We start from the raw sequence: 23,941 nt of genomic DNA on the forward strand, positions 1-23,941 counted from the left end.
GCTTTGGCTTACTTTATTTATCGCTAAGAAGTGTTCCAGCTACCGCATAGTGGTTTTTAGGCATTTCTTCGATAAATACAACAACATTCTCAACTGGAGCTTTAGTCGTTTCTGCAACTACTGCAGTAACCTTTTCCACTAGCTCTCTTTTTTGTTCATCTGAACGGCCTTCTAACATTTTTACTGTTACATATGGCATTTTGTTACCTCCTTTGTAGAAATAATCAGTATACTTAACATCATAACAGAAGAAAAGGAGCATACGCATGACAAATGAAGAAAAACCGAAACAAAAAGTAGGATTTACCATTATTAAAAACGATCCAACTGATGGTCACAAGGGATATGGGATCGGTTCTCTTTCACTTGAGAACGTTTCTCCAGTCATTATCGATATAGAAGAAGGCACTGCCAAAGTTGAAATTGGGGCAATGCATGCAAGAAGCGATACGGAAAGAGGTATTAAATTTACTACCAATCGGGAAGATTCTGCTGGAGGGAAGCCATATTGGTTAGTTTGGGTAACAATCGATTACAAGCAGGATGGTCCTTATTACGCCGGCGTAGCTGCCTGTGAGATGGTAGTAAATCGAGAGAAGCGACGTGGTTATAAGATTTTAGCTGACCATGTCAATCGAATGGATAAGTCTATGAAGCGTCAAATTTTAGTTGATTTTATGGACGATCGTTCAAAAGAAATCTTGAAGGAATTTTTACAATCTCACAATCCTCAAATGTGGGAACAAAGCGAACAAAAGCTGCATCAAGATTTAGAAATATCATATTAAAATAACTTTTGAGTGAATTAATTACAACATAGTCCGATTAGACGGTTGAATTAATTGAAAAAAGAAAGTACAATTTACTTAAAGCTTACTTCACAGTAATGCTAGGACACTTAGTTAAATGAGTATGAGATGGGCTGGAAGATTTGTGAAACCCAATCCAAATCATTCCAACTTTAAACAGAAAATTATACTAAGAAAAGGCTTTTCGTCTCTTTAGGGAGATGAAAGGCCTTTTAAATTTTAGGCTATGTTAAAATGTAGAGATTGTTAATAATGCAGAATCAATTTCATAATTACTGCTATTCTTATGGAAAACACGAAAAATTTAAAGATCTCAAAATAAAATCTAGTTGTTTTCCGTTATGGCGGACGCTTTCCGGGGGCACGGCTTCAATCTCCTCGTCGCTTTGCTCCTGCGGGGCTTTCAGCTCGAGCTATTCCCCCAGGAGTCGCCGCCTCCACTCCAAACAATAGGAATGGATAGATGTCTTACAAGAAATTAGCAGCTTTAAAAAGAAATAAAACCGTAAAATCAAGTTGCCGATTCACGGTTTCAAAAGTTAAATGAAAAAACTAACTGGTTTTCGGTAAAAACAATATAAAAGTAAATTGAGCTTGAAATTATTCTCCCTAGCTCAATTTTTTAAAGTTATCAATTTCATAAATAGCAATTTACCAATTAAAACACGAACAATTTATATGATTGATTGTAGCGGCAGGCGTCCGCCGAAACGGAAAACAACTCCATTTTATTTAGAAGATAGTCTTGACCCAGCCTTTTAACTGTTTTAAATGCTTAGTTTCCAAAGAAGTTGAAAGGGAAGATGGACCAGGATTCATCTTCTTTTTGTTGTTCCGATAAATCCTCGAATGTGTGCTGTTTTAGTCGTGGATCTGTACAAAGCTTAGTTGGAATATCTTTTTCTTTCAGATAAACAAGACGCTGCTTTTCACAATCAGAAGTTGCGAGTCCTCCTGTTTCGATATCTACGATAACTCCGCGTACACCTGCAGGAGCGATAAATGGCTCCTCAGGTAGTCCACGATGCACTTGCTCCATGAATTCAATCCATACTTGCTTCGTTACCTGCTTCGCTTCTGCATCACTCACTGCCTTGCCTTGGTCATAGCCATTCCAAACTCCAGTAGTTAGCTGTGGTGAGAATCCTATCAGGTACTGGTCTGTATTCGTTGTTCCCGATTTAGCTGCGTAAGGACGTGTTTGCTTTGCGCGTATACTAATACCGGTAGCAGGAGAGTAATCATTAAACGTAGGATCAAAAGTTCCAGTCATCAAATGTGATAATAAGAAAGCATCTTCTTCTAACAATACTTTCTTGCCTTTTCTTTTCTCCTCACTGATGTCATATATAACTTTGCCCTCATTGTCTGAGATTTTCGTAATATACGTTGGTTTCATTTGGATTCCTTTATCTGATATCGTATTGTATGCCTTCGTCATATCTAGTAAGGAAGCCTCTGGTGTACCTAACGCGGTAGCAGGTGTTTGATCGACCTTCATGTTGATATTAAATCGCTCCACCAGTTGTTCAAATGGTTTATAGCCTATATGCTCCAATGTTTTCACTGCATATATATTGTCGGAGATTGCTAAGGCCTGCGCCATGGAGATTGGATGATTAGCAAACTCTCCATTTACGTTTTTAGGCTCGTATTCTCTTCGTCCATTGTCATAGGTGAATATCGTTCGTTCACTTTTTAAGTAAGTAAGGGGTGAGAAGCCATTCTCTAGTGCTGCTGCAAACAGTAAAGGCTTGATTGTTGATCCAGTTTGTCTTTTTGCTTGTGTAACTCGGTTAAAGGGACTTTCGGTAAAGCTTCTTCCTCCAACCATAGCTGTTATATAACCTGTTTTGGGCTCCATACTGACGAAACCAATTTGCAGTTCCCCTTTAGGCATCCACTTTTCAATAGTTTCCTCTGCTACCTGCTGATGCTGTTTATTTAACGTAGTAGTAATCGTCCACCCACCTTCTTCGATGCGACGGCCTTTGCTCTCCACTATTTTTGTAGCTTCCTTCCAAACTTCCTCTAAGAAATAAGGTGCTGTCTTTTTGGCTACTCTTGATTCTTCTGTCTTTAGAGCTAAATGCTCTAGGTTAGCACGTTCCTTTTGTTCCGAAGTAATGAATTGCTGATTGTTCATTAATTGTAATATTAGCTTTTGCCGATTAACGGCCTTTTCTTCGTTCACAATTGGAGAATAGTGGGTAGGTCCTTTTGGAATACCCATTAAAAGAGCGGATTCTCCTAAAGTTAAAGACTTAGCACTTTTCCCAAAATAATACTGACTTGCAGCCTCTACTCCGTACATCCCATGTCCAAAATAAACAGTGTTCAAATAACCCTCTAGAAGCTCATCCTTTTCATAAAATATTTCTAAGCGATAAGCATACAATGCTTCATTTATTTTTCTTGTCCATGTTTTATCGTGGGTTAAAAACACATTACGTGCATATTGCTGAGTAATAGTGCTGGCACCTTCAACTTTTTTTCCTGCCTTTACGTCCTTTAGAAGAGCGGAAGCAATTCGAGAGTAATCAAAACCATTATGCTCGTAAAACTCCTGGTCCTCCACGGAAATAGTTGCTTGTGGAATGAAGGGAGACATTTCATCTAGTGATATCCAGTACCTACGCTGCTCATTAAAACGATCTCCTATGACGTTACCTTGATTGTCTAAATATACAGAGGAAATTGGAACCTGAATAATCGGTGCGCCAACTATTTGCGCATATATTCGAAGAGTGACTATGGCACTTAAAAATGCACAGCTAGCAGCTATTCCTATTAGGAGAACTCTTTTTAATCTTTTATTTCGAGTAGTCTTCTTTTTATATTGCGCGCGCTTCAAAAAATCAACCCCGTTCTCACCTGTGTTTTTAACAGTATGAGAACTATAGAAACAAATTAAACCGAGAATTAAAAAACTATTGCACTTTTGCCAAAAACCACTATACTTTCTTTGTATTTACTTTTTAGGTAAAGTAAAAGAATCATATATTGGAAGGAGATAGATAAATGGCTGGATTTTGGTTTACAGAGAAGCAAACCGAGAACTTTGGCATCACAATGAAGGTGAAACGCACACTTCATACAGAACAAACGGATTTTCAACTGTTGGAAATGGCTGAAACAGAGGAATGGGGTAACATGCTCTTTTTAGATGGCATGGTTATGACTTCCCAAAAGGACGAGTTTGTTTATCATGAAATGGTTGCACACGTTCCTTTATTCACGCACCCTAACCCAGAAAATGTATTAGTAGTTGGTGGGGGAGACGGTGGAGTAATTCGTGAGATTATGAAGCATCCGAAGGTTAAAAAAGCGACATTAGTTGATATAGATGGAAAAGTAATTGAGTACTCAAAAAAATATTTACCAGAGATTGCTTGTGAATTAGAAAACCCAAGAGTAGACGTCCAGGTGGGAGACGGGTTTATGCATATTGCTGAATCTGAAAATGAGTACGATGTCATTATGGTAGACTCAACAGAACCAGTAGGACCAGCAGTAAACCTATTTACGAAGGGCTTTTATGCTGGAATCTCCAAAGCATTAAAAGAAGACGGTTTGTTTGTTGCACAATCGGACAACCCTTGGTTTAAAGCGGATTTAATCCGCCAAGTACAAAAAGATGTGAAGGAAATATTCCCAATTACAAATATGTATTTGGCTAATATCCCAACGTATCCAAGTGGTTTATGGTGCTTTACAATTGGATCTAAAAAATATGATCCACTACAAGTTCCAGATGAGCAATTCTTCGATATAGACACGAAGTATTACACAAAAGAACTTCACAAAGCGGCATTCGTTTTACCGAAATTTGTGAAAGACCTTGCAGGAGAGTAAGCCAATGAGATTCGATGAAGCATACTCAGGTAATGTTTTTATTAAAAGCAAGCAAAATTATGATGAAGCACAGGCAGTCATTTATGGAATGCCGATGGATTGGACAGTAAGTTATCGTCCTGGATCTCGTTTTGGTCCCCAGCGTATTCGTGAAGTATCTATTGGTCTAGAGGAATATTCTCCATATCTTGATAGAGAACTAGATGATGTAAACTATTTTGATGCAGGAGATATTCCACTTCCATTTGGAAATGCAGCGAAAAGTCTAGACTTAATTGAAGGGTTCATCCGCCAACTTTTGCAGGACGGAAAAATTCCGGTCGGCATGGGTGGAGAGCATTTAGTCTCTTGGCCAGTAATGAAGGCTGTATCGAACAAATACGATAACCTGGCGATCATTCACATGGATGCCCATACAGATCTGCGTGTGGAATACGAGGGAGAGCCATTATCTCATTCCACTCCAATCCGTAAAATTGCAGAGCATATAGGACCTAAAAACGTCTACTCATTTGGAATTCGTTCTGGAATGAAGGAAGAATTCGATTGGGCAAAAGAAAATGGCATGCAAATTGCTAAGTTCGAAGTGCTGGAGCCTTTGAAAAAGGTACTTCCAACACTTGAGGGACGCCCTGTTTATGTGACAATTGACATCGATGTACTAGACCCAGCACATGCACCTGGTACAGGAACAGTAGACTGCGGAGGAATCACAAGTCGCGAACTACTAGCCTCCATCCACGCAATCGCAAACTCAGGTGTCAACGTAGTAGGCTTCGACCTAGTAGAAGTAGCCCCAATCTATGATCAGTCGGAGCAAACCGCAAACACAGCGTCGAAACTACTACGCGAAATGCTACTAGGATGGGTTAAATAGAAAGTGGTCTCTAATGTTCTGCGGAGCTGAACGAAGTGAGGCGGAAGCCAAACAGCCAATACCGCGTCGAAGTTGCTGAGAGAAATGATCTTAGGCTGGATAAAGTAGTAAGCAGTCACTATGGTTCTGCGACGAGCAGTTAAAGTGAAACAATCGTCACTGCTGCAGAAAATGTAATAGAATTACTAAGGCCCCTAGAACTTTACGTACAGTAAAGTTCTAGGGGCCTTTATGTATTTTGGAAGAATTAATTAGATTATTCTTTTTTCGATCAATATGAGCCGAATGTTGGATTTGCAACAATTCGATAAAACTGTTGGTTTGTATAGCTAATAAAACATTTTATACTAAACATACAACAGATGTTGTAAATCTTATAGAATTAGAGGGAAAAAATTATGACTAAGTTATTATTTATTACAGCAAACCCAAATGATGAAAATCATTCATTTAGTATGGCAGCAGGAAAGGCATTTATTGAAGCATATACAGCAACAAATCCAAAAGATGAAATTGTGACTGTAGATTTATTTAAGGAAGAAATCCCGAATTTAGATGCAGATGTGTTCAGTGGTTGGGGAAAACTTCGTGCAGGACAACCCATGGATGCTCTTTCTAAAGAGGAAGTAGCGAAAGTGAGTCGCCTAAACGAAATTGTTAATCAATTTGTTTCAGCAGATAAAATGATATTCGTAACCCCATTGTGGAATTACTTATTCCCAGCAGTACTGAAAGCATACATTGATGCCGTAGCAGTGCCTGGTAAAACGTTTAGATATACAGAAAAAGGTTCTGTAGGCTTACTTCGAGGTAAGAAAGTGCTTCACATTCAAGCACGAGGTGATTTTTATTCAGAAGGTCATCCTTTAGCAGACTTAGAGCTAGGCAATCGCTATTTAAAACAATTGATGGCCGTCATGGGTATTTCTGAATTTGAAGGTTTATTTATTGAGGGTCATGATGCAATGCGAGATAAAGCTGAGGAAATTAAACTAGCAGGCATTGAGCGTGCAAAGCAATTAGCAAAAAAATTCTAATCATTTATTATCTATATATTGCAATTTGTGGTCTGTTTTATTGGACCACGAATTGCTTATTTTTTTTCCCAGAAATTTTTCTGTTATAATTTAGTCATTCATTTAATTGATCAAGCGATCAAAATAATACAGTTTCGAGAAGGTAGGTTCGAATGAAAAAACAAGATCCACGGATCCAACGGACAAGACAAAATATCATGAATGGTTTTTTGAAACTAATTAAACAAAAAGATTTTAGTGATATTTCTATTTCTGATATTACACAAGAAGCAAAGATTAACCGTTCAACGTTTTACTATCATTTTATGGATAAATACGATTTAATCGATGTGATTCAAAAAGAGGTTCTCACGAAAGAAATTTTTAAAGAAGTAGCATTACAAGAAGTGATCGACGAACAAACGATTATTATGTCCCTACAAGCTATTATAAGTTCTCAGACAAATTTAGCCTTACATTGTCAACGAGCAGTTAAAGAATTTAAACCGAAAATGGACTATGAAATAAAACAGCGCTTGACGGAAAATCTACATACATTATTAGATAAAGAGCACGGTATAAAAGAAGAACATTATTTTCTTGCTACATTCTGGAGTTGGGGCATTTATGGAGTTGCAATGGCATGTGTAGAGGGAAAAGAAACCTTACATACGGCGGTAAACCGTTTGACAAGCATCATTTTAGGCTAGTACAAGCATCCATTATAAATCCCTTGTATCAACTAAACAGAACTAAACTGCTTCAATCGTTTATGTGTAAATTCATAAACAAGACCACCTCTCGAAAAATAAACCATATCCTCTAACAGAGATAAATAAGAAAAGCTTAGTGATGATCTCCACACTCTTTTTGGTGTATTTAAACAAGCTTTTTTTTTTAGAAAAAAGTGTATTTTACGATTAGTTGTAACTTAGATGAAATTTAAGCTATAATATGAAGGTTATATTTTTACATAAATAAATTATTATAAAATGCTTTAAAGGATGAAGTCCATGTCTGAACTATTAAAAAAAGAAGTTGCTGTTCGTTTACGATCAACAATCCAACACCCGAAGTCTAAAAAAGAATCTTTTGATATTCATACATCTGGCGTTCTAACCTTAAAGGGAGAGCAGCCTTATTTAGTTTATGAAGAAGTACAGAACGAAAAGTTAGTTCGAACAACTGTAAAACTTAATGCTGAATCTGCGCTAATACTTAGAAGTGGTGGTGTCAAAATGCGCCTGCCATTTCAAAGAGGAGAACAGCAGACCGGTAGCTATGACACAGGCTACGGCACATTCATGATTACAACCAATACAAAGAAATTGCAATTCACAGATGGTCAATTCCTAGTACATTATGAGCTTATAGTGGACGAAGAAGTGGTCGGTACATATAAATTAGAACTAACATATACGGAGGCGGAATAAAATGAATGCAGTAGAAAAAGTCCAACAATCCATTAAGGAAGCTTTGCAGCAAGCAATCCTTAAAGCAGAACTTGTAACCGAGGAGCAACTGCCATCAGTTCATCTTGAGACACCAAAAGATAAAGCGAATGGTGACTATGCAACAAACATTGCTATGCAATTAACTAAAATTGCGAAGAAAAACCCTCGTCAAATCGCAGAGGCAATTATTGAAAACCTTAATATGGACGGAACAATGATGGAGAAAGTAGACATTGCTGGACCAGGCTTCATGAACATCACGGTACGTAAAGATTACCTACAAGACGTGGTGAAGGCAGTACTAACAGAAAAAGAAAATTACGGCCGCACAACATCTGGTGGTAACGAAAAAATTCAAGTAGAATTCGTTTCTGCCAACCCAACAGGTGATTTACATTTAGGACATGCACGAGGTGCTTCTGTTGGAGATTCCTTATGTAACGTATTAGACTTTGCTGGCTACGATGTTTCTCGTGAATATTATATAAACGATGCAGGAAATCAAATCAATAACTTAGCCGTTTCTATTGAAGTGCGTTATTTTGAAGCATTAGGTATGGAAAAGGAAATGCCTGAAGATGGATATCGTGGTCAAGATATTATTGATATTGCTGCTGACATTGCAAAAGAGCATGGAGACAAATTTGTTCATATGTCTGATGAGGAGCGTTTCCAAGCATTCCGTACTCACGGTTTGAAGGTAGAATTGGCGAAGCTTCAAAAGGATTTAGCAGACTTCCGTGTTAACTTTGATAACTGGTTCTCTGAAACTTCCTTATATGAAGGCGGTAAAATTGATATTGCGTTAAACAAATTACGTGAAAATGGTCATATTTTTGAAGAAGAGGGGGCAACTTGGTTACGCTCTACTACCTTCGGAGATGATAAAGACCGCGTGCTTATTAAAAGTGATGGCTCATTCACATACTTATTACCAGACATCGCTTACCATGAGAATAAGCTAGCTCGTGGCTTCGATCAGCTCATTAATATTTGGGGAGCAGACCATCACGGATATATCCCACGTATGAAAGCTGCGTTTGAAGCACTTGGATATAACCGTGAAAAACTAGAAGTATCGGTTATTCAAATGGTTCAGTTATATAAAGACGGCGAAAAGATGAAGATGAGTAAGCGTACAGGTAAGGCTGTAACGATGCGTGAGCTTGTAGAAGAAGTAGGACTAGACGCAGTACGTTACTTCTTCGGTATGCGTTCAGGCGATTCTCACATGGACTTCGATTTAGATTTAGCTGTTTCACAATCAAATGAAAACCCAGTATATTATGCACAATACGCACATGCTCGTATTTGCTCTATTTTACGCTCAGCAGAAACACAAGGTATGAAGGCTTCTACTGACTCCTTGGATGTATTGCAAAGCGAAAAAGAATTAGATCTATTGAAAAAAATTGGTGACTTCCCACAAGTAGTGGCAGACGCTGCAAAACTTCGTGCCCCTCACCGTGTTGCAACTTATATTCAAGAGCTTGCTGCAACATTCCATAGCTTCTACAATGCAGACAAAGTATTAAATGCGGACAACATGCCACTTTCAGAGGCACGTCTAGCATTAGTGACATCTGCACGTCAAACGATTGCAAATGCATTAAAATTAATTGGAGTTTCTGCACCAGAAAAAATGTAAAATAAACCTTTAAAGGCATTAAGAATTCGCTTCTTAATGCCTTTTTTGTAATTTGATAATAAAAACGTGAATTCGGCAGCTCAAGTATTCATACCTTAGCCGAGATAATCTAACAAGTAATCAGATACTATTAGAAGTCCAAGTGAAAATACTATTCCATTGCTAATCGTCAGAATAGATTGTTTAGGATTATTGGAATATTTATATTCAAAAAATGCTCGTACGATAAAATCTAACACAGCGTAGAAAAGTGAAGTATAAATATAGAGTTGTATTGAATAATCTTCTATTATTACTAAAATATTCACAACGATCAATATCATCATAAAAACAAATCTGAAAGTCCAGTCCATTTTTTTATGTAATTCGTTTACATGATTGTACGAAAAAAAAGATCTTTTTTCTTTTTTGATTCTAAATGAATAACTCAATAGAAAGCTAACGATTATATTTATAACAAATATAATCGATATATATAACAAAAGTTTAATCCAAATCATCCTATCACCCCTTACGTAACATTCTCGTAACTATTAATAGTCGATGGCTCAAGCCATCCCATTAAGGTAACCCTTAATTTTACTTTACCGATGATCCAATTCTTTATTCCTTTAAATATCCCTATCAAAAAGATTTAAGAAATAAGCATATAGTTTGTTATTATATTTTTTACTTTAAAAACACGAACCTTTTCTAATTATTGATTGAAGTGAGAGGCGGCGACTCCAGCGACAGGCGGGAGAAAGATAAGTCATCACAGCCACGCGCGTAAGCGATGGGTGATGGCTTATCGCTCGCCCCGCGAAAAAGCGTCCGGTTGGCGCGGAAATCAATTCTACTTGCCGATTTAGAGTACATCATAAATCAACCCTAGCCTTTAACAGAGCCCTTTTTAAAGCTAGCTCATTTGATGAAAGTGGGCTACACCTCGTAAAAATGCTTATACCTTTCCTCCAGATTAGGCTTCCTTTGGTTGACGGATAGAATTTGTACTTTATTCTTTAGTAGCCACTCCAAATATTCTCCTACATCATGATTTTGATCTGTAATAATTCGGTTTTCCCACACCTGATAAGGTAATGGACTGTCGGTCATCAGCTTTTCTAACACGGTATCCTTGGGAACTAAAACTTCAATTTGATAAGGGAGATTTACTACTAATGTTTTGTCGTCTTTAAACAATGTTCCGTCTTTGATAAACCATATTTTTTTCGTCAGATCCTCCAAAATATCCAGGTTATGTGTGGAAATGAGAAAGCTAATTCCTTGCGCATGTAACGTGCGAATCAGCTCCTTCAATTCGATCGTACTTGTAGGGTCCAGTCCATTAAAAGGTTCATCCATTAAAATGACAGAAGGCTTTGTTAGAATGCATAATGCAATAAGTAAATGCTGTCTCATCCCGTACGAGTAGGATTTTACGGGCTGGTCGACATAGGATCGGATTCCAATTTGCTCAATAACTTCTTCAATTGCCGTTTTCTCCAACCTATAGATGTTTGCAACAAATGCTAAATGGTCGAATCCAGTTAGCTGCATATATAAATAGTTATCGCTCGGTAAAAAGGTAATGTATTTATAAAAGTCAGGACTCTGATTAGAGATGTTTTTGACCTTCACCGTTCCATATTCAAACTCTTCAATTGCCAGAATGGATCGTAAAAGAGTGGATTTACCTGCTCCATTTGGGCCTACTAGACCGATAACGTCACCTTCATGAATCTCAAATGAAATATCGCGCAAAACAAGTTTTTTTCCATACTTTTTTCTGAGCTGGCGAACTTCTAATACTGACATCATGACACCCTCTTCCTTCTTGGTATGAAGCCTATTAGGAACAATGATAAACCACTAAGCAACAGAATCATCGATCCATTACGGAAATTGACGGCGGACGAGCTCGCTAATACCGATTTCCAGCCATCTACAATGTTCCATGTATCAAAATAAACAAATGGATTAAGATACATAAAGGAAGTAGTAATGTATTGATTTGCGAAGTAATAACCCAATACGGAAACTAATAATGTGATAACTAAAGAAACATAATAGTTTTTAATCCATCTCCCAATTAAACTAAATAAGCTATTCAGAAAGAAGATTTGGGCAACGATAAGAAATCCACTTTTAACGAGTAACACTAGTAAACTCTCAAAGTAAAAATAACTATTCTCGACAGGAGAAAAAAACGTGTTTTGGTTCGTGTTTTCAAGAGCATAGACTAAAATCGGATAGTCTGGTTCACCGAAGCCACCTATAATTGAACTGACAATAAATGTAATGCCCCCGCTAATTAGAATTGCCACATAAGCAATTAAGAGATTGTAAATCCATTTGCTTGCATAGATAGATTGGAAAGTAATCGGCTTGGTAGTCAAAAAATGAATGGATGATGTTGGTCGCTGTTCCACGGAAATACATGTCCATAGCAGAAGTATAAACACACATAAGACCACCAACATTATATTCCAATCTAAAAATTTATACATAGTGAACAAGCTACTATTTCCATATTTCGTGTTTCTTTCTTGAGATGATTTTAGTAAGGTGTAGTGTTCGTTACCTAAAGCATAACTAGGATCATTGAAATGAGAAATCCACTGATACCCGATCGGCCATGGTGTAATATTTTTCTTATCTAATATATGCTGTTGCTCCTCAGAAGCCATTACAGTAACATTCCACATGGTTGAATCTAATTCTCTATAGGATTGGTCGGGCTTCGTAATTTCATTATATTTTTGAGCGAAATCTTTCGAACCAATATTATATTTTAACTCATCCAATACGTTGTATTCGTTTTCAGCGTGTCTAATCATCATGGTGAATGGGTTTTCCTCGGGAAAGTCTGTCGTCCCGTCTCCTGAATCCTCCGAAATGCGATTCGCTTCAACTTCTCTATTAAAATCCTCTTCATGGACTTTCCACTGTACTTGTTCTTCAATAAGGAGGTTTTGTAAATCTTCCATAACATTCAAGTATATGGTTGGCAGCTTTTGATAGGTTTGATTGACGATAATAAATGTACTACCGATAATCCCAGTTAACAGAATAATGGTAAGCAACACATGACCTTTGCGCTTCTTTTTAATATGTTCAAATTGAAGTAACTGCATCCTCCCCTCGAGTTTCGGATAAAACCGCTTGCGAGCATAAGCAGGGAGGGGGGAGGTGAATACCACATTCTTCGATTTAAATACCGGAAAGCATGCTAGTAAACATAGAATGAGCAAGAGGAGCATTCCAGTTAAATACGTTACAAAACGATTGGTTGGTAGTAAATGCATCTCATAAGAAACAATTAGATGGATAGGATTAAACATATGAAATCCAAATAGAACAGAATAAATATAACCACACACGACCGTGACGGCAATGATTGCTAAAAGTACACTAAATGAAAGCCGCTGTTTAAACAAACATATTGCAATCGTCAGCATAAGTGCCACAAAAATTGCCCAACCAATTGGAAGGAAGAGTAGCCATTTCCATAATGGCACCATAACTGTTTCTGTACCAATAAGCATATCTATTGGATAGTGTATCGTCTCTAAATTTCCAGTTAAAAGAGGCGGCAATAAGGAAAAGAATCCTGCTAAAATCGTATATACAATGGCAAGCATTAAAAAAGGTATGAGGTACCCGTAATAGATTGCAGTATTTGAAAGTGAGTTAACTTTAAAGAACTCGAATGTTCGATTCTGTTCATCAGAAATAATTTTATAAATGAAGATGAGAAAAAATAGAAATGCAGTAAAGGGACTGAATAATAGCTGGAATAACTGCTTAGAAAATAGTGCTGTATTAAAAGGGGTCTCTTGTTCCGTAAAAGGTAGGCCTTGTTTCGATAATGCGGCTGCTTTTTGTTGCTCAACTTTTAAAACCTGAGGATTAATATAACTTATAAAGTCATAGCTTTCATACTCACTATATGCTTTTAAGTAGGCGAGGTTTTCGTTGGAAATATCTAAATCTCCTCGAGCCAGCTTAGTTGATATTTCTTTTAAATACACTTCTTGGAGGAGTAAACTGTCTAGTGCTAGTTGTTGTTCTTCAGGTAAGCCTAAATCCTTTTTTTTATTTAATAGGCTACCAATGATAAAATTAATGGTTTCCTTGCGATCATTAAATGTGTCTTGTAGCTCCTGTTGAGTTGTTCCAGATTCATTACTATTAATAGTCATCAAAGAAACGATAAATAGAATGATAATAAAAGGTACCAATAATATGTATTTACTTTTTAAGATTCCTTTCATAACGAAACTTATAACTTCTTTCATGAGTTCCTCCCTGAAAAACAGACGTAGATTGGCCCACTTCCTCTTTATGTATGATTATATGCTTGTATAATGGAGTATAATTTCTAGAAAAAGAAAACATCCCTTTAAATAGTGAAACTTACAGAGAACTGCAGAGTTAAACAACTACGTAAAGGGATGATTTCTAACAAAGCCTTTATTTTAACTACTCTATCTTCCTATTTTTCAAGTTCAAGTGATAATGGTGCATGGGGACCTGTTCTAATATATCCTGAGAAAAATGAGTAGTTTCCAGAGCCGTCTGCAAAACCTCTATTATAAATATACCCAGAATACGTTTTACCATTTCTAGTTTCAGTTACCCACATAGATTGATCTCTAGTAAAACGAACCGTTCTTGAAACAAAAATTTGTTCTGAAGCTACATCAACTTTTGTTTCTTTACTTTCAGTGGCTCGTACATTTTCTGCTTGGGCTGTGAATCCAAAACTTAAAGCAATTACAAAACTTAACAATAATATTTTAAATTTCTTCATAAAGTATATTCCTCCGTATCAAATTTTATTTTTTTAGAAAACAAAATACTTAGGAAGAAAATCGGCCGATTATTCTTACAATTCAATCTTTTCACATTATAATAACCTTGTCCAGCTCTTTTTGTTACACACTTTCTTAGAGGAAATGCCTATTTTTAGTATGTTTTCAAGAGTAACTTGTGTAAGTAATTATAAATATTTTTTGAAATTTTCAAATGTGAGATCAGTCCACATTGCCTTTTAAAAGACGAAATTAGTTTAAAATCTTTAATTCTATAATGTAGACAAAGTGCTAAATGCAGCAAATGGATCTCTTACAGGAATAAAGACATTTAAAAACTTTCAGAATTTTATTCTGGTTCCTTTATAATCCTAGAGTATTAATATATTTTATTTACAATAGTATTTATTCTAAAACAATCAAATATGTAATATTATGTAGACAATGAATGAGTGAGGTGCTTTTATGGAAAAAGCTATTATTTTATTTTTAAAGTTGGCCGTCATTTTAATGGGAATCCCGGTTCTCGCGTTATGTATCTTTTTAGTGCCTGAAATAGCAGGCTTTGCAGCGGAACTATATCCTGACCATTCTTATCTAAAATATCTAGTTTATATCGATTTGTATGCAACAGCTATTCCTTTTTACTTTGCTCTATACCAAGCACTAAAGCTTTTAAATTATATAGGTCATCATAATACCTTCTCTGAACCTTCAGTAAGAGCCTTGGAGAAGATAAAATACTGTGGATTAGCTATTAGCTCTTTATACGTTTTAGGTATGCCAATATTCTTTCTTATGGCAGATAAGGATGATGCGCCTGGAATCATAGGCATCGGACTAGGCATGATTTTTGCTTCTCTTGGAATTGCAGCCTTCGCATCTGTTCTACAAAGACTTCTACAAGAAGCAATTGCACGATTGGAACATAACAAATGAAAAGTAGAGGCTTAATTATTGGAATGACTATAATAATTATAGCTGTTCTTGCTTTTTTCCTTTTTAGTAGAGCTGATTATCATGGTAAGATAGGGGACTTAACCGAAAGTAAATTTATATTATATCCTCTTGAAATTAACCCTGAATACGAGCATTTTACTCCTAAAGTCCATTTCACAGATAACACTGAAATAGTTGGGAAAATAAAGACTTCTAAGAGTCTAATAGAAGGTCAAGAAGTGAAAGTCTGGACTGAGGAAATCGAAGGGAAGATAGTTGCCAAAAAAATTAAAGTGATGAAAGACTCATAAAAATTATGTCGAAACAGTTCAAGGGGTAAATATAATGTCATGGTACTTAGAGAGTGTTTATAAGAGAAATAAAGAAGCGCCCTATACTTTTTATATTCCTAGCCAGGAAGTAATTGATATTTTAAGAATAGGAGATCGGGTCAAATTAATTTTCGAATGCGAGACTAGAGGAGACGGGTATGCAGGTGAAAGAATGTGGGTGAAAATTACCCATAGGGATATGGAAAACTTTAAGGGAGTTCTTTCAAACGACCCAATCAATATAAGCGAATTAAAAATTGGACAAGAAATTTCATTTCGTGCAGATCATATATGTGACACTGAGTATAATGATCCAAAATCTTCTAAATGGGATTATTACTTTGATACGAAAATAATTGTAAGCAACGATGTTTTAGAGAGAGATGAATTTAATTTTATGTTAAAAGATGATCCAAAAGATGCTCAAGATTCTGGTTGGTCTGTTTTAACTGGTTACGAAGATGATAGATTTTTAAGTAATTCTGATAATTTCCAGTATATATCCATAGGTGTAATTTTAAATATAGATGACTCTGTTCTATCTTTTATTGATGAGCCACCTCTATGTGCATACGAAAAAAACGACCGTGGTATCTTTTATAAAATAGAAGATTACGATTGGAAGTCTTACTTAGCTTAGGAGGGGATTTATATGAACATTGCTCAATTAAAAGAAGTACTATTTAAGCAAGCTACCATTTTTGAGACGGGTGGTTATCGACCAACGGAAGAATTAGGAGAGAGCTGGATTGGAAAGGTCTTGTGGGGAAAAGAAGAAAATATCCCTTCACAGTTTGAGCCTTTATGCACCATTTTTTTAAACGATCTCCCTTACGTACCGGAGGAATTAAAAAATATTCAACTAATCACCATTTATATGGACTTTAATGTATATGATCATTTAAATGATGATAACCTAGCGCCTTTTTTTATGATCAATTGCTATACAAACCTCAATGGATTACTAAAAATAAACAACCAATCTGTGAGGATGAGGTCTTTTCCGTTAATTCCAAAGCTGGTTAATAACGACACTCCTGCCTGGGATTCTGAGGATATAGAAACGGAAGTCCAAGATGAGATTTTACATCTTGAATTGGATGAGGATATTGAATATTACGATGATATCGTGGAGGATATCTATCCTATGCATAAGATCGGTGGATACCCCTCTTATACACAGAGTGGAGTTTCATATGGTGAAGAATATCCATTTGTCTTACAAATAAGCTCTGATGCGAAAGCACAATTCAACATAGTAGACAGTGGTAGCTTCTATTTTTTCTATAATCAAGACAAACAAGAGTGGATTGTGTACTGTGATTTTTATTAATAGCAGGTAAAAAAAGTAGTAATGGATTAAAGCTCATTTCAGTAAAAGTTTTTTTATATTATTATTTATCTCAAAATGTTTTGATTCAATTATTCCCTTTGTTTTTAGATATATTAAGAAGATGGAGCGAATTTCAGTTGCACACAACTAAGAGAGGGTGTTCTTTGACTGGATGGAAAGAAGAAAATAAACCAAATATCCTGAAAACGGCACGAGAACAATCAAAAGCAACGAAAAAAATACTAAAAGAAGTAAGAGAAACGATTGATAAAAAAAATGATGAAAACAAGAAATCGCGATGAAAAACTACTATATTAAGCTTTTTTAAGGTTAAAGTTGTCGTGTTTTATATATTATAAAGAAGTCTTTACCAATCAACCATGAACCTTTTCTAATTATTGATTGAAGTGGCAGGAGGCGACTCCAGCGGGAGGAAGGAGACAGATAAGACATCACAACCACGCGCGTTAGCGATGGGTGAGGGCTTATCGCTCCCCTCGCGGAAAGCGTCCGCCAGAGCGGAAATCAATTCTACTTTCCACATTTAAAAGCATATAAACTTCAATATTCTTTATTAATCGTTCGTATTGTTGAAATGTATAAAATGTATGCTTTTTCAAATACCGACTTCAACTCGACAACATCTAAATATAAGGTATAATAAATGCAAGAAACAATAGAATAACATTTGCTTAAAGGTGCTCTAGTTATCGGTTACTAGAGTTAAAAGGGAAGCTGGTTAAAGTCCAGCGCGGTCCCGCCACTGTAAGTGATGCATATGCATCATAAGCCAGAAAACCTGCCTTTACGTACACACCCATTACCTACGCGGATAGGTCTGGTGTAGGTCCGCTTTCGGTTTTTCGTGGCTGATTTATACCTATCTATCTCTCATCCTAGGATGGGGGATTTTTTGTTGTCTATATTTAGGAGGAATAAAGGATGAAGAAACTGTGGTTAATTATTGGAATGACCTTGCTGATTTTAGGTGGTTGTAATGAGCAAGAGACACTTCCAACAGAAAAAGAAAGTAGCCAGGAAATTGGTAACTCAGAAACGGCATTCCCACTTACACTGACGGATGCAGTAGGACAAGAAATTACGCTAGAGGAAGCTCCGAAATCAATCGTATCCATGATTCCAAGTAACACGGAGATTCTATTTGCTTTGGGACTAAATGAGGAAATTATCGGTGTTAATGATTACGAAAGCTATCCAAAGGAAGCGTTAGATAAAGAAAAAATTGGCGGGATGGAATTTAACATTGAAAAAATTATCTCTTTAAGTCCGGATATTGTATTCGCTCATGAATCCATTGTTTCAATGGCAGAGGCAGGATTACAGCAGCTTCGAGATGCTGGTGTAAAGGTATTTGTGGTACAGGATGCAAAGGATTTTAACTTAACCTATACAACTATTGAACAAATTGGCCGAGCAACGGGGAAATATGAGGAAGCACAAGCCGTTATAGAGGATATGAAGGCAAAGGTTGACGAAATTCAAGAAAAAGTTGCAAAAGTAGAGACAAAGAAAACAGTATTCGTAGAAACTTCCGATGTACCAGAAATCTATACTCCTGGTAATGGGACATTTATGCAAGAAATTTTAACGATGGTCAATGCAGAAAACATTATGGCTGATCAAGATGGCTGGTTTCAAGTTAACCCAGAGGAAATAGTAAGCCGTAACCCAGATGTAATGTTAATCACCTATGACTACGTGGAAGGAATTGTAGAAAAGGTGAAGCAGCGTGATGGCTTTGACACAGTGACTGCCATTCAAAACGATGAGGTGGTACAAGTGGATGAGGATGCAACGAGTCGTCCAGGTCCACGTTTAGTAGAAGGCCTAGAGGAAGTGGCTAAGGCTATTTATCCGGAGGCATTTAGTGAGTAAATCAATGATCGGTTATACCTTGTCACTGGCTACGTTAATCGTAGCCATTTGGCTAGGTGTGTCGGTCGGATCTGTAAAGGTACCGATCAGTACTTTATGGGATACGGGTACAGATGCGATTGCAACAAATATCGTCTGGAAGATTCGCATGCCGCGAGTTATACTCGCAGGATTAGTCGGAGCATCCCTGGCAATAGCGGGAGCAGCTTTTCAAAGTCTGCTTAAAAATCCGCTAGCCGATCCTTATACATTGGGAGTGTCGTCCGGAGCATCGGTTGGTGCAGTGACTACACTCTTTTTTGGAATATCAGTACCTTTTTTAGGAATGTTCACCTTGCCTGTTTTCAGTATGTTAGGAGCTCTTGCAACGATGCTCACCGTAATCACCTTCGCGAAGCTTGTTGATCGAGCGATGAAAATGGAAACGATTATTTTAACAGGTATTATCTTTAGCTCGTTTCTCGGCTCTGTTATTTCCTTAATGATTGCATTAACAGGGGAAGAGCTAAGGCAAATAATTGGTTGGCTCCTTGGAAGCGTCTCTATGCGTGGCTGGAGCTATGTTCAAATGGCATTACCTTTTATAATAATTGGTTCACTTTTATTATGGTTAAACCGTAGGGAGCTAAATGCAATGCTGTTTGGAGAAGAACGAGCACAGCATTTAGGTGTGGAAGTGAAGAAACGTAAAATGATGATACTAATAGGTGGGTCTATGCTTACTGGGACGGCTGTAGCTGTATCCGGTACGATTGGATTCGTGGGGTTGGTTGTTCCTCATATGACGAGGCTGCTATTTGGCTCCGATAACAGGCATGTACTTCCCTTAAGCTTCATAAACGGAGCTTCGTTATTAATCATTTGTGATCTTGTGTCACGTACCATTATATCTCCAACAGAGCTTCCAATAGGTGTCATCACTGCCTTTATTGGCGCACCAGTATTTGCATTTATCTTCTTCCGACAACGTAAAAAAGGAGCTGCATAGCATGCTAGAGATCAAAAACATTTCTGGTGGTTACAATCAAAAACTAGTCGTGCATGACGTATCCTTCCAGGTATCTAAAGGAGAGATGCTAGGAATATTAGGTCCAAATGGCAGCGGGAAATCTACCCTTTTAAAATTGATGAGTGGCATACTTACCCCTGCATCAGGAGAAGTAATGATTGAAGGTAAGCAACTAAAATCCTATTCCTCAAAGGAGCTTGCGAAAAGGCTGGCCGTTTTGCCGCAGCTGCACAATCAAGCTTTTTCACATACCGTTCGAGATACGGTTTCACTCGGTCGTTACCCTCACCAGTCGGGCTGGTTTTCAACATGGTCGCAAGAGGACGAGGTAGCGACACAGGAAGCAATGAGGCTAACTGCTATCGACAAATATGAAAAGCATTTACTAGAGCTTCTATCAGGAGGAGAACAGCAGCGGGTGTTTGTAGCACAGGCATTGGCTCAGCAGGCTCCCATATTGCTGTTAGATGAGCCGACCAATCACTTGGATATTGCTCATCAAAAACAACTTCTAGATACGATTAAGACACAAGCAATTGAGAATGGTATTACGGTTATAAGCATTTTTCATGATATTAACCTTGCATCGCTTTACTGTGACAGGCTTTTATTGATGGACCAAGGGAGGATTAAAGTAATTGGAGAACCGCATGAGGTAGTAAAAAAGAGTTTAGTGGAAACGGTTTATGAAGCCAGAGTTAGCACTAGTCCTCATCCAGAACGTCCTAAACCACAAATAACCATTTTGCCAGACGTAAAGGAAAAACAAGACGATAAACCAATTACAGTGTCCAATTTTCAAGTAACGGATGATTATGTTCTCTTCCGAGCAGAAAATCAATTAAAGACGTGGTCATCTGCAGTCATTAATGCAGGAAGTGGCTGGTATAGAAACTTTGTCAATCGAAGAGTGGATGCGAGCTACCATTGTGATAACGTTCAGGAGGAAATGATAGAATACCTTGCTACCGAAGGATTATCAGAGGCAGATACGGTAGGTATGATGACAGCGGTCAAAACTACGGACGCTATCATAAAAGAGTACAAAACACCTCTTGGTAATCTAGTCGTAATGGTAACTGCGGGGGTTGGAAATGCAGTGGATGTCTCTAGAGCGCATGAGGTTGAAATGTTTCCTTCTGTAGGTACGATCAATACATGGATTGTTATTAATGGTGAGCTAGCAGAGGAGGCATTTATTCAATCAGTTATCACTGCAACGGAGGCTAAAACGAAAGCGATGGCTCATGAACAAGTGAGGGATTCAAGAACTGGTACACTTGCGACCGGTACCTCGACAGATAGCGTCCTAATTGCTGCTACACAAAAAGGCACTCCTATTGAATACGCAGGTCCTATAACAGAGATCGGTAAAAAGATTGGGCAAGGTGTATTTGAATGTACAGTGGAGGCTATTCAGATATACAAAAAGGCAAAGGGATGGGTGTAAGATGGCATCTCATATGATAGCAATAGCAATTGGTCTTCTGCTAGATCGATTAATAGGAGATCCTCCTAATTGGCCTCATCCAGTCCGTTGGATCGGTACGCTTATTTCATGGCTAACCAAGCAATTAAACAAAGGTAGTAAGAGGAAGCTTAAAGGGCTGATCCTAGTCCTAGTTATAGTGGGCATATCATTTAGCGTTGCTCTAGTGCTTGTAACCGTTGCTTATTCTATTCAAATTGTTTTAGGAATTGCGCTAGAAAGTATACTTATTGCTTCTGGCCTCGCCCAAAAAAGCTTGAAGAACGCTGCAATGGATGTATACAAGCCTTTGATAGAGGGGGATTTACCTAATGCAAGGGTTAAGCTTTCATGGATTGTAGGAAGAGACACGGAATATTTGGACGAGGAGGAAATAACTAGAGGGGTAGTAGAAACCGTCTCTGAGAATATAAGTGATGGAGTTACTGCACCTCTATTTTTTGCCTTCTTATTTGGCGCTCCTGGTCTGTGGGCATATAAAGCAATCAATACTTTAGATTCCATGGTTGGCTATAAAAATGAACAGTTCGAGGAGTTTGGTTATACAGCAGCAAAGTTAGATGATGTTGCGAATTATATCCCGAGTCGATTAACTGGGTTGGCCATTATGCTGGGAGGAAGAAAGGAAGCAGCCATTCCCTTGAAGGAGAGAATGAAGGGCTGGTGGATGGATGCTAAGAAGCATCCGAGTCCCAATAGTGGCTTTTTAGAAGCAGCCACTGCCTATCAATTAGGCATACAGTTAGGCGGAAGAAATACATATAAAGGAGTCGCTTCCAATCGTGCATTGATGGGAATTCGTAAGGTTCCTTTAAGTGCGAGACATATATTAGGAGCGATTTCCCATTTACACACAGCCGTCTTTCTTTTCTGGCTTGGAATGACGGGGATAGGAGGTTTAATACTTGTCGTTACCTAGCCACGGAGCAAATGCTCACCAATTATATCAACGTCTAAACATTCCAATACCTGAGATGGTCATTGATTTTAGCGAAAATGTGAATCCACTAGGTCCCCCCAATTTTGTGAGGGAGCAGTGGGAATCCTATGCAAATCTAATAACGAAATACCCAGATCCCTATGGAGAGCCATTCTTAAGCGCGGCTGCAATGTATCATGATGTGAGTTTAAAACAAATACTCATTGGCAATGGTGCAGCTGAGATATTTGCAAGCATTGCCATTCGCTATCAGCATAAAAAAGTAGTGATAATTCATCCGACATTCTCTGAATACGAGGCTACGATCAGACCATATGGGGTAGTAATCAAGGAGATTATAGCAATAAGTTCGCTGCCGATGAATGAGGTGCTTAGTGCCGTAGAAAACGCAGATGTTCTGTATATATGCAGACCAAATAATCCTACAGGCTATCTGGTACCCTTAGAGGAAATCATACAGATAGCGACTGCTGCAAAAAGGCATGATTGTGATTTAGTATTGGATGAGGCTTTCTTAGATTTTATAGAGGAACAGGAATCTTTTATTCCGTATTTAAGTGATTTTCCTAATGTTATCGTTGTCCGTTCAATGACTAAGATGTATGCAATTCCAGGGCTACGACTCGGCTATGCAGTAGCGGGGAAAGCAACAATAGATGATATTCGTTCAAGGCTGCCTCACTGGAATAGTAATGCATTGGCAACTACGATTGGTGCACAGTGCTTCAAGGAAGAGGAGTATAGACAGCATGCTATTCATTTTGCGCGAAAGGCACGAACGGACTTCACCCAATTTTTAGAGGGGCTTAATTGTAGAGTGCTACCATCTCAAACAAATTTTCTTTGCTTTCAGCTTCCCGACCCTGTTCAGTCGAAGGATTTTTTTGAATATTTACTAGCTAAAGGCTGCGTGCTCCGACATACGGAAAACTTTAAAGGACTAGATGGTAATTGGTTTAGAGTAGGGATGAAGAAAGAAGATGACATGCAGTACTTGAAAAAGGAGTTGACCACATGGTTCGAGGAAAGCTTGTCTTTATAACAGGGGGAGTGCGGAGTGGGAAAAGCCACTTTGCGGAGCAATACCTGATGAACGAGCAGGCTCCTCGTAATATATACGTTGCTTCAGGTGTAGCAACAGACAGAGAAATGGAACAAAGAATTGCACATCACCAAAGAGATCGGGAAAATTATCCGGTAAACTGGATTACGATTGAGCAACCGAGATATTTGGAGAAACTAGTGCCAGCAATCAAGGAAACAGATGGAATCCTTTGGGACTGTGTCACGACTTGGCTAGCAAACGAGCTTTATGTTAGTGACATGGAAAAGGTGGAAAAGAGGCTATTTGAAACAATCGACCGATTGTTAGAAAAGGTAAAGGTCATGGTCGTTGTATCCAATGAAGTACTAGATGAACAACTTTCTAGCTATGAAAGTGTGCTTCTCTATCAGCAGTGGATTGGTCGTATTCATCAAAAGTTAGTTGCTAAAGCCGATGTTGCATACGAAATGGAGTATGGATTAGGACATCAGTGGAAATGAGGT

The 23,941-nt window shown here is 37.8% G+C and carries 24 protein-coding genes and 1 riboswitch; of the genes, 18 read left to right on the forward strand and 6 right to left on the reverse strand.

Annotation, left to right across the window (positions count from 1 at the left end; genetic code table 11):
• Positions 1-13 precede the first annotated feature (13 nt).
• The gene (locus MKY09_RS02925) at positions 14-199 is read right to left on the reverse strand and encodes a 2-hydroxymuconate tautomerase (RefSeq protein ID WP_169361402.1); all 186 of its coding nucleotides are present in this window, start codon (positions 197-199) and stop codon (positions 14-16) included.
• 67 nt (positions 200-266) lie between these two features.
• Here MKY09_RS02925 and MKY09_RS02930 point away from each other — a divergent pair, with 67 nt between their 5' ends.
• Positions 267-788 (forward strand): YwhD family protein, encoded by a 522-nt coding sequence (locus MKY09_RS02930; protein ID WP_169361403.1) that lies wholly within the window; start codon positions 267-269, stop codon positions 786-788.
• A gap of 796 nt (positions 789-1,584) precedes the next feature.
• Here MKY09_RS02930 and MKY09_RS02935 read toward each other — a convergent pair.
• Entirely contained in the window at positions 1,585-3,663 is a 2,079-nt protein-coding gene (locus MKY09_RS02935) for a PBP1A family penicillin-binding protein (protein WP_169361404.1), read from the reverse strand.
• Positions 3,664-3,830: 167 nt separating this feature from the next.
• On the opposite strand from MKY09_RS02935, the gene speE reads away from it, so the two are divergent.
• The 6 genes from speE (at position 3,831) to argS (ending at position 9,659) form a co-directional block, all read left to right on the forward strand.
• Complete coding sequence (gene speE, locus MKY09_RS02940; protein ID WP_169361405.1) at positions 3,831-4,664, forward strand: spermidine synthase; 834 nt, start codon at positions 3,831-3,833, stop codon at positions 4,662-4,664.
• A 4-nt stretch (positions 4,665-4,668) separates the two neighbouring features.
• On the forward strand, positions 4,669-5,541 hold the full coding sequence (gene speB, locus MKY09_RS02945; RefSeq protein ID WP_298468104.1) for an agmatinase: 873 nt from the start codon (positions 4,669-4,671) through the stop codon (positions 5,539-5,541).
• A gap of 398 nt (positions 5,542-5,939) precedes the next feature.
• Positions 5,940-6,578, forward strand: coding sequence for an FMN-dependent NADH-azoreductase (locus MKY09_RS02950; RefSeq protein ID WP_298468108.1), 639 nt, complete (start codon positions 5,940-5,942; stop codon positions 6,576-6,578).
• A 152-nt stretch (positions 6,579-6,730) separates the two neighbouring features.
• A complete protein-coding gene (locus MKY09_RS02955) occupies positions 6,731-7,267 on the forward strand; it encodes a TetR family transcriptional regulator (RefSeq protein WP_298468111.1) in 537 nt (178 codons plus the stop codon).
• A gap of 303 nt (positions 7,268-7,570) precedes the next feature.
• On the forward strand, positions 7,571-7,990 hold the full coding sequence (locus MKY09_RS02960; RefSeq protein ID WP_340885507.1) for a DUF1934 domain-containing protein: 420 nt from the start codon (positions 7,571-7,573) through the stop codon (positions 7,988-7,990).
• 1 nt (position 7,991) lies between these two features.
• A complete protein-coding gene (argS, locus tag MKY09_RS02965) occupies positions 7,992-9,659 on the forward strand; it encodes an arginine--tRNA ligase (protein WP_342567538.1) in 1,668 nt (555 codons plus the stop codon).
• A gap of 95 nt (positions 9,660-9,754) precedes the next feature.
• Here the strand turns inward: argS and MKY09_RS02970 are convergent, their stop codons facing one another.
• The 4 genes from MKY09_RS02970 to MKY09_RS02985 all read right to left on the reverse strand — a co-directional run bounded on the left by MKY09_RS02970 (position 9,755) and on the right by MKY09_RS02985 (position 14,454).
• Entirely contained in the window at positions 9,755-10,159 is a 405-nt protein-coding gene (locus MKY09_RS02970; RefSeq protein WP_298468119.1) for a DUF4181 domain-containing protein, read from the reverse strand.
• A 421-nt stretch (positions 10,160-10,580) separates the two neighbouring features.
• On the reverse strand, positions 10,581-11,459 hold the full coding sequence (locus tag MKY09_RS02975) for an ABC transporter ATP-binding protein (protein WP_342567539.1): 879 nt from the start codon (positions 11,457-11,459) through the stop codon (positions 10,581-10,583).
• Positions 11,456-13,939, reverse strand: a complete 2,484-nt coding sequence (locus tag MKY09_RS02980; protein WP_342567540.1) for a hypothetical protein — start codon at positions 13,937-13,939, stop codon at positions 11,456-11,458. Before MKY09_RS02980 ends, MKY09_RS02975 begins: the two co-directional genes overlap by 4 nt.
• A 197-nt stretch (positions 13,940-14,136) precedes the next feature.
• Positions 14,137-14,454, reverse strand: coding sequence for a hypothetical protein (locus MKY09_RS02985; RefSeq protein WP_298468129.1), 318 nt, complete (start codon positions 14,452-14,454; stop codon positions 14,137-14,139).
• A 466-nt stretch (positions 14,455-14,920) separates the two neighbouring features.
• Between MKY09_RS02985 and MKY09_RS02990 the strand changes: the two genes are divergently transcribed.
• The 11 genes from MKY09_RS02990 to MKY09_RS03040 all read left to right on the forward strand — a co-directional run bounded on the left by MKY09_RS02990 (position 14,921) and on the right by MKY09_RS03040 (position 23,938).
• Positions 14,921-15,394: a DUF2975 domain-containing protein gene (locus MKY09_RS02990; RefSeq protein ID WP_342567541.1), complete on the forward strand. Its 474-nt coding sequence runs from the start codon at positions 14,921-14,923 to the stop codon at positions 15,392-15,394.
• Positions 15,391-15,705 (forward strand): hypothetical protein, encoded by a 315-nt coding sequence (locus MKY09_RS02995; protein ID WP_342567542.1) that lies wholly within the window; start codon positions 15,391-15,393, stop codon positions 15,703-15,705. The genes MKY09_RS02990 and MKY09_RS02995 overlap by 4 nt, the downstream gene beginning before the upstream one ends.
• A 34-nt stretch (positions 15,706-15,739) precedes the next feature.
• Positions 15,740-16,366 (forward strand): DUF2185 domain-containing protein, encoded by a 627-nt coding sequence (locus MKY09_RS03000; RefSeq protein ID WP_342567543.1) that lies wholly within the window; start codon positions 15,740-15,742, stop codon positions 16,364-16,366.
• 12 nt (positions 16,367-16,378) lie between these two features.
• Positions 16,379-17,059 (forward strand): DUF1963 domain-containing protein, encoded by a 681-nt coding sequence (locus MKY09_RS03005; protein WP_342567544.1) that lies wholly within the window; start codon positions 16,379-16,381, stop codon positions 17,057-17,059.
• A gap of 164 nt (positions 17,060-17,223) precedes the next feature.
• Positions 17,224-17,361 carry a hypothetical protein gene (locus MKY09_RS03010; RefSeq protein WP_342567545.1) on the forward strand — a complete coding sequence of 46 codons (138 nt, stop codon included), beginning with the start codon at positions 17,224-17,226 and terminating at the stop codon, positions 17,359-17,361.
• Between the two features lie 377 nt (positions 17,362-17,738).
• Positions 17,739-17,881, forward strand: a riboswitch (cobalamin riboswitch).
• A 120-nt stretch (positions 17,882-18,001) separates the two neighbouring features.
• Positions 18,002-18,955: an ABC transporter substrate-binding protein gene (locus tag MKY09_RS03015; RefSeq protein WP_298468146.1), complete on the forward strand. Its 954-nt coding sequence runs from the start codon at positions 18,002-18,004 to the stop codon at positions 18,953-18,955.
• Positions 18,948-19,943 carry an iron ABC transporter permease gene (locus MKY09_RS03020; RefSeq protein ID WP_342567546.1) on the forward strand — a complete coding sequence of 332 codons (996 nt, stop codon included), beginning with the start codon at positions 18,948-18,950 and terminating at the stop codon, positions 19,941-19,943. Before MKY09_RS03015 ends, MKY09_RS03020 begins: the two co-directional genes overlap by 8 nt.
• 1 nt (position 19,944) lies before the next feature.
• Positions 19,945-21,414 carry a heme ABC transporter ATP-binding protein gene (locus tag MKY09_RS03025; RefSeq protein WP_342567547.1) on the forward strand — a complete coding sequence of 490 codons (1,470 nt, stop codon included), beginning with the start codon at positions 19,945-19,947 and terminating at the stop codon, positions 21,412-21,414.
• A 1-nt stretch (position 21,415) separates the two neighbouring features.
• A complete protein-coding gene (gene cbiB, locus MKY09_RS03030) occupies positions 21,416-22,372 on the forward strand; it encodes an adenosylcobinamide-phosphate synthase CbiB (protein WP_342567548.1) in 957 nt (318 codons plus the stop codon).
• On the forward strand, positions 22,359-23,435 hold the full coding sequence (locus MKY09_RS03035) for an aminotransferase class I/II-fold pyridoxal phosphate-dependent enzyme (protein ID WP_342567549.1): 1,077 nt from the start codon (positions 22,359-22,361) through the stop codon (positions 23,433-23,435). Before cbiB ends, MKY09_RS03035 begins: the two co-directional genes overlap by 14 nt.
• Complete coding sequence (locus tag MKY09_RS03040; RefSeq protein WP_251552249.1) at positions 23,408-23,938, forward strand: bifunctional adenosylcobinamide kinase/adenosylcobinamide-phosphate guanylyltransferase; 531 nt, start codon at positions 23,408-23,410, stop codon at positions 23,936-23,938. The genes MKY09_RS03035 and MKY09_RS03040 overlap by 28 nt, the downstream gene beginning before the upstream one ends.
• Positions 23,939-23,941: the final 3 nt, after the last annotated feature.

This window comes from Psychrobacillus sp. FSL K6-4046 (assembly GCF_038624605.1).
GTDB lineage: Bacteria > Bacillota > Bacilli > Bacillales_A > Planococcaceae > Psychrobacillus.

Excerpts from the sequence above, each read along its gene's own strand:
- MKY09_RS02955 (WP_298468111.1), top strand. The coding sequence starts at position 6,731 with ATGAAAAAACAAGATCCACGGATCCAACGGACAAGACAAAATATCATG.
- MKY09_RS02975 (WP_342567539.1), bottom strand. The coding sequence starts at position 11,459 with ATGATGTCAGTATTAGAAGTTCGCCAGCTCAGAAAAAAGTATGGAAAA.
- MKY09_RS02990 (WP_342567541.1), top strand. The coding sequence starts at position 14,921 with ATGGAAAAAGCTATTATTTTATTTTTAAAGTTGGCCGTCATTTTAATG.
- MKY09_RS02960 (WP_340885507.1), top strand. The coding sequence starts at position 7,571 with ATGTCTGAACTATTAAAAAAAGAAGTTGCTGTTCGTTTACGATCAACA.
- MKY09_RS02985 (WP_298468129.1), bottom strand. The coding sequence starts at position 14,454 with ATGAAGAAATTTAAAATATTATTGTTAAGTTTTGTAATTGCTTTAAGT.
- MKY09_RS03005 (WP_342567544.1), top strand. The coding sequence starts at position 16,379 with ATGAACATTGCTCAATTAAAAGAAGTACTATTTAAGCAAGCTACCATT.
- MKY09_RS02995 (WP_342567542.1), top strand. The coding sequence starts at position 15,391 with ATGAAAAGTAGAGGCTTAATTATTGGAATGACTATAATAATTATAGCT.
- MKY09_RS02980 (WP_342567540.1), bottom strand. The coding sequence starts at position 13,939 with ATGAAAGAAGTTATAAGTTTCGTTATGAAAGGAATCTTAAAAAGTAAA.
- MKY09_RS02950 (WP_298468108.1), top strand. The coding sequence starts at position 5,940 with ATGACTAAGTTATTATTTATTACAGCAAACCCAAATGATGAAAATCAT.
- MKY09_RS03025 (WP_342567547.1), top strand. The coding sequence starts at position 19,945 with ATGCTAGAGATCAAAAACATTTCTGGTGGTTACAATCAAAAACTAGTC.
- argS (WP_342567538.1), top strand. The coding sequence starts at position 7,992 with ATGAATGCAGTAGAAAAAGTCCAACAATCCATTAAGGAAGCTTTGCAG.
- MKY09_RS03015 (WP_298468146.1), top strand. The coding sequence starts at position 18,002 with ATGAAGAAACTGTGGTTAATTATTGGAATGACCTTGCTGATTTTAGGT.
- MKY09_RS03040 (WP_251552249.1), top strand. The coding sequence starts at position 23,408 with ATGGTTCGAGGAAAGCTTGTCTTTATAACAGGGGGAGTGCGGAGTGGG.
- speB (WP_298468104.1), top strand. The coding sequence starts at position 4,669 with ATGAGATTCGATGAAGCATACTCAGGTAATGTTTTTATTAAAAGCAAG.
- MKY09_RS02930 (WP_169361403.1), top strand. The coding sequence starts at position 267 with ATGACAAATGAAGAAAAACCGAAACAAAAAGTAGGATTTACCATTATT.
- MKY09_RS03000 (WP_342567543.1), top strand. The coding sequence starts at position 15,740 with ATGTCATGGTACTTAGAGAGTGTTTATAAGAGAAATAAAGAAGCGCCC.
- speE (WP_169361405.1), top strand. The coding sequence starts at position 3,831 with ATGGCTGGATTTTGGTTTACAGAGAAGCAAACCGAGAACTTTGGCATC.
- MKY09_RS02925 (WP_169361402.1), bottom strand. The coding sequence starts at position 199 with ATGCCATATGTAACAGTAAAAATGTTAGAAGGCCGTTCAGATGAACAA.
- MKY09_RS02970 (WP_298468119.1), bottom strand. The coding sequence starts at position 10,159 with ATGATTTGGATTAAACTTTTGTTATATATATCGATTATATTTGTTATA.
- cbiB (WP_342567548.1), top strand. The coding sequence starts at position 21,416 with ATGGCATCTCATATGATAGCAATAGCAATTGGTCTTCTGCTAGATCGA.